The 9526-nt window shown below is 39.4% G+C and carries 5 protein-coding genes; all 5 read right to left on the bottom strand.

Annotation, left to right across the window (positions count from 1 at the left end; genetic code table 11):
- On the bottom strand, positions 1-4263 hold a 4263-nt coding region (locus tag CJ305_RS18825; RefSeq protein WP_189319495.1), incomplete at its 3' end, for an Ig-like domain-containing protein.
- 7 nt (positions 4264-4270) lie between these two features.
- Positions 4271-4759, bottom strand: coding sequence for a hypothetical protein (locus CJ305_RS18830; RefSeq protein WP_099647808.1), 489 nt, complete (start codon positions 4757-4759; stop codon positions 4271-4273).
- A gap of 436 nt (positions 4760-5195) precedes the next feature.
- A complete protein-coding gene (locus tag CJ305_RS18835; RefSeq protein WP_099647809.1) occupies positions 5196-7094 on the bottom strand; it encodes an OmpA family protein in 1899 nt (632 codons plus the stop codon).
- Positions 7095-7108: 14 nt separating this feature from the next.
- Positions 7109-8059, bottom strand: coding sequence for a PorP/SprF family type IX secretion system membrane protein (locus CJ305_RS18840; protein ID WP_099647810.1), 951 nt, complete (start codon positions 8057-8059; stop codon positions 7109-7111).
- A gap of 37 nt (positions 8060-8096) precedes the next feature.
- The coding region (locus tag CJ305_RS18845; protein WP_143469422.1) for a gliding motility-associated C-terminal domain-containing protein at positions 8097-9526 on the bottom strand (1430 nt) is incomplete at its 5' end.

Below are 9526 nucleotides of genomic sequence, written 5' to 3' on the forward strand. Positions count from 1 at the left end.
TGGATCTTCGTTGTCTAGAATGGTGCCGGTGGCCTCTGCGACAAGGTTTCTAGTATTATTAGTCTGAACCGTTCCAGTTATAGTGAAGTTTTCGGAAAGCTCAAAAATATTATCCTCGAGAGAATTTACTGTATATTCAGCCGTTAATTCCCCGGCTGGAATAGTAATAATTTGATTAATAACAGCATCATAATCCAATCCAGCCGCAGCAGTTCCATCCGAAGTGCTTACACTTATTATAACGTCTTCATCTGACACTTCTGCCAAAGTAAACATGAATACAAGTGGTTGACCTTCAACAACTTCTACGTTTTCAACAGAAAGCACAGGATCTGCTTCCACAATTATTGTACCCGTTGCCGTAACACAATCATTATTTGCATCGCAAATCTGATACGTAAAAGTGTCAGTTCCAAAGAAATTTTCGTTTGGTGTGTATACCAGAAAGTCATCTGAGGCGTCTCCCGGTGTTCCATTGTCATTTACTGATAGATCACCGTTTGGAGTAGTATTTACTATAGATAAAAATCCTGCACCATCATTTCCGAAGAAATCATTAGCCAATACATTTAAGACATTATTTTCTGAATCTTCTGAAACCGTGAATGTATCATCTTCTGCCTCAGGTACATCATTAGAAATGTTGATAAGAACAGTAGCCTCATCACAATCTCCATCGGAGTCACAGATTTTATAAACAAAACTTGTAGGCTGTAAATTTACAAGTGGGGGGTTGTAAGTAATAAAATCATCAGTTGGATCATTTGGTGTTCCACCGTCATTAACTACAGCCTCACCAACTGCAGGCTGAGATACAATACTGATGGTACCTGAGGAAGGACCGTCAGGACCAAATGTATCATTAGCAAGAACATCAATATCAACAGGCTGAACAGGTCTTAGCGGACTCGCAATAGCTGCATCATCCTGAGCAACAGGGCGACCATCATCAACAAAATCATTTCCGCAAGAAGAGATCAAATTGATTACTCGCGTTATCTTGTTATCTGCTGGATCTCCTTCTACGTCGCTTACACTTACATAACCATCTAAATCTGTTTCAGTTATGGTATAGGTAACATTAACTAAAGCGGAAGGAATCGCAGTTGCAAAACGATAATTACCGTTAATATCTGTCGTGGTACTTGCTGAACTTCCGTCTGATCCGGACAAAGAAACCGAAACACCTCTTAAAGGGTCTCCTCCCTCATCAGATACATTTCCACAAATAACAGGAGCCGTAACAATTGTAGATTGTGGATTTTGATAATTTGCGCTTTCAAGAGCAAGTGAATAATACCGGTCAAAATTTCCATTTTCTTTACCCGCTATGTATTTCAGAGTTGATCTTCCTTCAAAATAATTACTAAACGTATATCTCGGATCTGTTGAAATATCACCTCCAGGTGCTGTTGCAGGACTTACCGCAGTACCTCTTACGGAATTCATTTTACGCTCAATGCGTATTTCCGTATTCTGAGATTGATAATAAGCATCGGAAAGACTTACTTCTGCATATTCTCTGGTAGCTACGCTGTCTCCGTCAATATCGTATGGAGTTGCAAAGAATGAAATTTCAACTTCGTCACCATAACTTCCACCGCTTGAAACAAAAGTGATTTCAAATTCAACACTTTGGTCTCCATTATTTGTACTGTTAATATAAGGCTGAAAGAACTCACGAACCCCACGACCATCATTTACGTCAATATTTAAAAGTGAAGCCCCGTTATTAAATGCTACAATTTTAACCAAAGCATCCACTTGCGATCCAGCCGGTGCATCAAGGAAAACATTTGAAAAACGATAGACAGCACCTACCTGAAGGTTTGAACCACTTACTAAAGTAGGCGAAATGAAGTTTGTCTGTCCATATAAAGGAGCACAATCACAACCGCGTTCACCGGGAGGAACGACTATTACATTGGACACAGTTACTGTTACAGTTGCTGTACTTGGATCTCCATTACCGTCTGTTATAGTATAGGTAAAAGTATCTGTACCACTAAAGCCAGGATTTGGTGTATAAAGAACAGTATCGTCAGTTGGATCACTAGGAGTTCCATTAGTATTAACTTGCGCGGTGCCATTTGAGGGGCTTTGAGCAATTACCACATCCTGACTACCAGGACCATCCAAACCAAAATCATCATTACTTACTACATCAATGTTCAAGGCCGTATCTTCATCGACTCGAACCTGATCATCAACAGCAGTCGGTAAATTATTTACCGTACCTACAGAAACCGTTTTTAAAACAGAACATCCATTAGTATCTGTAATAGTAACTTCATAATCTCCGGAATCCAGATCACTTATCTCTGCTGTTGTAGCGCCAGTACTCCATAAATAGGTATATGGTCCAACACCTCCTGTCACATTTGTAACAGATGCAGTCCCATCGTTTACAGTAAGACCAGATTCTGGGGTACTATTAACATCTGCATTAATCTGGGTGTTTTCGGTCACAGTTACCGGAAAGGTCTTGGCACAACCAAATTTATCTGTTACAGTAACATTGTAATCACCAGCAGCCAGATTTGATATATCTTCAGTTGTAGCTCCATTACTCCAGCTATAGGAATAAGGACTCGTGTTTCCACTTACAGTCAAATCAATTGCACCTGTAGTATCGCCAAAACACAAAACTTTAGTCACATCAAAGCTAACCGTAAAATCTTCTGACGGCTTAACTTTAATAATTAGCGGAAGCTCATCTCCCTTAGCAGGACAACTGTCATTAATAGATGATGAACTTAGATCTGTCTTTGTATAACTTATTCTTCTACCCGAATAGGTTCCAGCAAATTGCAAACCAAATTCCGTATCAGCAACAGAGCAGGTTTCCTTAGTCTTAAGATTGAAAGCTATAACAGATGCGCCATCACCTACCTGCACCAAATTATCTGCGACGGTAAAAATCAACTCTCTTGTAGACTGGTTGTAAGTAAAACTTATTCCTGTTGGTAAATTGTTTGCAGAAACAAAATCAACCTGTTCAGGTAATGTATACTTTAAAGTCAAGTCGGTCATATCATCATTGCCATAGTTTTGGATTGGCAAGTTGACTGTGAATTCTTCTCCAAGTGAAGTTTCTTTATTAGATAAATTGGTAGAGACTAGGTATGGATTTAACTCCGGCTCGTAAACTTCAACAGAAAAACCTAGTAAATACAAACTATAGGTTTCCTGGGTTGAGGTTAGCCTAAGAGTTGCACTGGTTTGATTATTACGAAGAATTGTATTATTAGGATTATCTAATTTAAAAACACCAGCATCAAAACCTAGTGTATTCGTTGATGCAGGATTACGATTAGTATAATTTACACCATACTGCGTAATTCTACTGTCAAAAAAGTTATCAGCAGGTCTTAAAGCCGTGGTTAGATCTGAGAATGTACCATTATTATTTAGAACCTGAAGACGGTCACCTACTAAATCACGGTCTCCTTCTAATGCACCTAATACGACATCTGCATTAACAGAACCATTAGGAACTGTTCTAAAACCATTAAAAACAATATCATAATTGTTTTCACCAGCATTTCTGGTTACGTTGGCAAAACCATCAAAGAGTGTAATGTTACGAACAGGTTTATTTACATCTTCATAAACAACAACAAGCTGCCAGCCTGCAGATGCACCAATAATGTCACCCCCATTAGCGCCCTGGTGGCCAATGATAGTTCCTGTTTTTGCTTCAACATTTGCAACCGTATAGGTCCCTGCATAATTCGCACCCAGAGCCTGAACTTGTGCCGTAATGTCTTTCACACATGCATAAGGGTCATTTTGAAAATGTTCTGTACGCCCCCTATATAACACTTCATCTGCAGTAAAAGTCGAATAAGTAGTTTGCCCCGGAAGCTTAACTTTCACCTGATTATAATTCCAGTTAGGCTGATTATCTGATGAGAGTGAGCCAGGCTCTTTGTCACCTGCAGTCCAATACAAATAGGCCTTTTTAATACTAACACACGAAGACGATCCAAAAGAACTCAAATTTGCACTACTTGAATTAAAAGTACTGGCATCAGAGTCTATATCAACGTAAACATTGTCAGTAAAATCATGGTTCCCATCTTCTCCGTTATAATTACCGGTAGAACTACGAGACATCATATTATTTGCAATAGTAGTAAAATTACCACGCAAGGTTTCCGCATAACGCACATCAAAAGAATTCTTCAGCTGCGCGTTTGAAGTAAAAATTCCACTAAAAATAAATAGCCCTACAAGGGAAAGAGTAATTTTTAATTTCATAGGTTGATTATTTGAAGTTGCTTGCGCCAGGGTTAAGTTGCTTTATTAAGATCGAAGCAAAACTCTGTTTTGAAGAAGAGTCAGACTTTGCAAGAATCTGCACACAACTCCAAGATGTTTTGTTCATTTCCAATTTGGTTGTTCTTACGATAAATTGGACCGTTTGGTTTTCCGAAGCTTTGATTAATTTTAATTGAGCTCCGTTTTTATCTAAAATTTCGAATTTCACGTCAGATGACTCTATAGAAGCATCATCACAAGAGATTGGCTCACCTTCAATTTTAAATACTTGCGGGCGACCCGAGTTATTTTTTAACTCAACAAAATAATCTAAAGTTTCTGCCGTTATAGGATCATCTGTACCTTTATAAAAGGAAAGTTCTACGGTTTTAGAATTATCGGAAGCTTTTGAACCATGTTCTTTTTGAGCCAGGGCGTTGACTTGAAACATCAAAACCGCAACGAACAGCAATGCTGTAGTGTAGTAGTTTTTCATTGGGGTAATCTTTTGAAATTGGGTTATACTAAAATTAGTCGTATCTCCTTAATTAAGGATTTGTAATACGGTATATTTTCTGAAAAAAAATTTATCCGACAAGGGACTGTCTGGCGAGATAGAACCCATCTTAATAAATTATATTTCAAACACGCTTTAAAAGCCTATTTACTGCAATTAAGGGGTGTGAACGTCATTAAGTTGGGTATAGCAAATATATATATCACTGTCAACTTTAAATGTGAAGGCCTGTAATTTTAGACGTAATGCACAAATACCCCCCAAAAATCTATACTTTTAGTATTTACTTGTAAGAAACAACACGCAAATATCCTACATTATTTTAGAAATCAGAGACTTAGTACTAGCCATCTCCCTCACCTTAAGCTAAATATTTACCTAAAAAAATCAATATTTAAGCACAGATTTAGCTTCACTAATCTTCAAGAACAATAAATTGACTTCTTCTATTTAGTTGATGCTGTTCTTCGGTACAAGAAACACCATTACTGCACTCATTGAGCAATTGCGATTCACCATAACCTCTTCCTGAAAGTCGACTGGCATCAATACCTCCCTTTTCAATGATATATTGAATCGTAGAATCGTTCCTGCGCTGCGAAAGTGCCATATTGTATTCATCATTCCCCCTGCTATCGGTATGCGAACGCACGTCAATATGTAAATCGGGATATTCTTTCATTATTTGAATAACCTTTTCTAACTCAATAGCAGCATCTGGGCGTATATTCGATTTATCGAAATCAAAGTAAATAGGTTCTAAGGCCAAAAGCATTGCCAAATCGTCCCCTACCTTAATTCGTTTGGGAGATAAGGCAATGGTGACTTCGTTTTGATCACCAGAAACCGCAATGTTTTCTTCTTCTGTACTGTATTCAGTTTTACTCGCACGTACAAAATAAGTATCCTCACAAGCTATTTGACTGAAAGTAAATGTACCCTGATCAGAAGTTAAACCGCTGATTAAAAGTTTGTTGTCCTCATTTCTAATCTCCACTTGAGCCTCACCTAAAGACTGATTTGTTACGTTGTCTATTACATTTACAATGAGAACGGTCTCACAGGGTTGCTTTATAAAACTATAGATATCATCGTCTAAGGGATCATTTGCCCTGTTTGAGCTCAAATAACCGCTATTCTCGGTCTCATCAATAATAAATGCAAAATCATCAGCTGTAGAGTTAATAGGTGCTTCAAGAGTTTTGACCACATCATTATCAAGCACGAAGATATCAAGCCCTCCCAGGCCCGCCCTTCCGTCTGAACTGAAATAAAGCACTCCCTCCTTAGACACAAATGGAAAACCGTCTCGTCCCGGGGTATTGATTGCAGAACCTAAATTTACAGGCTGGCTCTGTATACTGTCTCCCTCAAGACTTACCTTCCACAAATCAGACTCTCCATATCCTCCTGGTCTGTCTGAAGCAAAATACAGAATGCTTCCGTCTGGACTCAAGGCTGGATGCGATGTAGAATATTCACTATTATTTATGGGTAATTCTTTAGCTTCTCCCCACGGTGAGTTTAAATCGGCTCTTGATGAAACGTATATCTTAAGTTTATTAGTTCGGTTTTTTGACGTTCTAAACTGATCATTAGTAAAATTGTTACGAGTGAAATACAATTTAGTACCGTCCTTACTCATAACAGCGTTACTTTCGTGATAGGGGGTATTTACCGCGCCACCCAGTTTTTGAACATTTGAAACAGCTCCACCTTCAACATCAGCAGTATACAAATCTAGAAAAGGCTGTTTATTCCATAAATGGATTTTCGTTGAAAAAGTACCCGTATCGCGTGTAGATGCAAACAAGATCTGGTCCCCGTAAAACGAAGCTCCAAAATCAGAATAACCGGCTTTATTTATCTTTAATTTTTCGACCTTATACGTCCCTGAAACATAATCCTGACTTCCGCTATTCTCGTAAACAGAACTGTCATCAGCTGACGTATTGGCCTTATACAAAGCAATCATCTCTAAAGATTCATCGTAACGCTCCAGAGCCCGTAAACTTTGCGCGTATCTAAAATACTGTTCAGGCGAAACCTGAGCTGCATATTCCTGAACCAGCTTACCATACCATTGTGCAGCTTCCGGGTAGTCTGCGTTGTAATAAAAACTATCCCCTAACTTTCCAAAAAGTTCAGCAGAGGCATAGCCCTCTTCAGCAACTTTTAAATAAATTTTCTGAGAATCTACAAAGGCATACTGATCAAACTTCTTATTGGCACGTTCCAGTTCACGCTCCTGAGCGTTGACGCTGAGGCTCGTAAGGACTGAAGCAAACGTTAAAAAAAGTATTAGTTGTTTCATACTATCTTATTGTATTAAAAGAAGCGTGGTGTTACCATGCGATTATATTCTTTAAACAGCTCAAATCTTATGAAGACCTCATAGGTACCATCATTATAGGTTGCGTTCCCAAGGTCTGTGCTTTCGCGGTCATAGGCAAACCCAACAAGCAAGGCATCAGAAATCTGGAAACCTACCAGGCCACTAAGTGCCGCACTCCAGCGATAAGATGCTCCCAAAGTAAGCTTATCGTAAAACAGGAAATTTGCGTTCACATCTACTGACAATGGAGCCCCGGCCGTCATTTTGACAAGTGTCGAGGGTTTAAACTTGGTATTTACACCCAGGTCAAAAACATAACCTGCAAGACCGTAGTAATGTATACGCTCTTCGGCAATAAAGCTTGATGCAGAGTTGGCCCCACTTCTATCAAAATGATCTGTTTGCAACAACGCGGGTGCCGAAAGACCTGCGTAAAAACGGTCATCATGATAGAAGAGACCTACCCCGACGTTGGGTGAAAGTTTATTATCAATATTTTGAAGCAGAGGGTCATTCATGTTGAATGGGTTAGTTCTACTAAAGTCCAAATCAAGAAGATTAAGTGTCCCTTTTAGACCAAAACTCAGTTTACCTTCAACTCCCGTCTCGATTGTATAACTAAAATCGGCATTGAAGTTAGTTTCCCTGGCCGGTCCTAAAGCATCATTCACGAGACTGAATCCTAGACCTACTTTACCCAGTCCAATAGGACTGTGTACTGATAAATTTTGTGTTCTGGGCGCCCCATCAAGACCTACCCACTGGCTTCGGTGTAAAAGCATTATAGACGTCCTCCCACGATTACCTGCATAAGCCGGGTTAATTACCAGAGGATTATACATATACTGCGTATACTGCGGGTCTTGCTGCGCCTGAGCTGACTCCTGCTTCAGGAATGTCATGCACATCAAAGCAATTAGAAAAATTTTTACTGTAGTCTTCATTACAAAGTGCTTTTTTATGATTCTCATTTCCTGTTGATTAATTGATGTAGAGGTAACCTGCTACGTTACGCATTTGACCCGGCTCGCGCTCGTAGTTAATTATGTAATAATACGTTCCGGTTGGCAACTGAGCAGATCTGTTTACAGTTGCTCTACCGTCTGAATACCCTTTAAATACATTACCGGTATCTGGATTATAATCTCTGGTTTCAAAAACCTGAACTCCCCATTTGTTGAATACCTGAACTCTATTTGGGAAATTTTCGATGTTCTCAATCTGAAAATAGTCATTAAAGCCATCTTCATTAGGTGTTACAAAGTTGTAAATCACAATGTCTTCTTCAGCAAGAACTCCTACAACCTGATAAACTGTTGGATCATCGGGTTCCCCATCTCCATTCGCATCCACATCAGCTGGATTATCAGGATCATCGGTTAAATCTTCCACAAGGTCACCACCAGCCGTTGAAGCACTAACTAAGGCCTGATTTATAATCTGTTGATTTGCGATATCGGCAGCAGTAATGGTGTATACCGCTGTGAATGTTGAGCTATCTGATGCTCCAGGAGCCAGGTCAATTGGGCCTCCTGTCACTTCGACTAGAGGGTCTTCAATTAAAACATCATAAAGTGTGGTATTACCGGTATTTGTCACCGTAAAGGTATAAATCAAAGTCTCTCCTGCATCTGTGGCTAAATTTCCATTTTCATCACTAAAGGTTACTGATTTTTCGGCGCTAAGTGAACTTAAAGCAGGCAAATCGGTTACTGTAGGATCATCGGTAGGATCTCCATTACCATCATCATCTGTAGTTTCATCTCCATTATCAGAAACATCTGTAACTTCATTTTCAAAAGGATCTGTTCCTGTTGCAATCGCTGTATTTGATACTGATTTTGCATCTATATCAGCCTGAGTAATGGTATAGGTCGCAGTAGCAACCCCAGATTCTCCAGGAGCCAATGTTGACGGTTCAATAACCAAATCTGCTAAAGCCAACTTGGCATCATCTATTGAAATATCAGAAACCGTAGTATTTCCGGTATTCGTTACGGTAAAGGTGTAAACAATTGTTTCTCCCGCCTGAGCAAATCCATCTCCATTCTCGTCTCCAAGAACACTTGTTTTGATTAGGCTTATTTGTGAATTATTACAAATACTCAAAGTAACCGGAGTACGAGTCAAACTAATACAACCTGTTTCGTCATTTACAGCTTCTGCATAGTAAGTTACTGTACCTACATCTGTTAATATTGGGTTCTCAACCACTTCTCCTCCTTCAGGAAGAGTGTACCAAACAATACTGAAACCATCAGCAACCGTTGCTTCGGCAGTCAAAGTCTCAATTGGTCCCGCTTCACAAACTTCCTGATTACCACCACTTACAGGGGCTTCAGGAGCTGCATTGATCGTTAAGCTTACTGCCGTACGATCTAAACTCACACAACCCGTTTCATCATTTACAG

The organism is Leeuwenhoekiella nanhaiensis (genome assembly GCF_002744755.1).
In the GTDB taxonomy this organism is placed as follows: Bacteria; Bacteroidota; Bacteroidia; order Flavobacteriales; family Flavobacteriaceae; genus Leeuwenhoekiella; species Leeuwenhoekiella nanhaiensis.

Excerpts from the sequence above, each read along its gene's own strand:
- CJ305_RS18830 (WP_099647808.1), bottom strand. The coding sequence starts at position 4,759 with ATGAAAAACTACTACACTACAGCATTGCTGTTCGTTGCGGTTTTGATG.
- CJ305_RS18835 (WP_099647809.1), bottom strand. The coding sequence starts at position 7,094 with ATGAAACAACTAATACTTTTTTTAACGTTTGCTTCAGTCCTTACGAGC.
- CJ305_RS18840 (WP_099647810.1), bottom strand. The coding sequence starts at position 8,059 with ATGAAGACTACAGTAAAAATTTTTCTAATTGCTTTGATGTGCATGACA.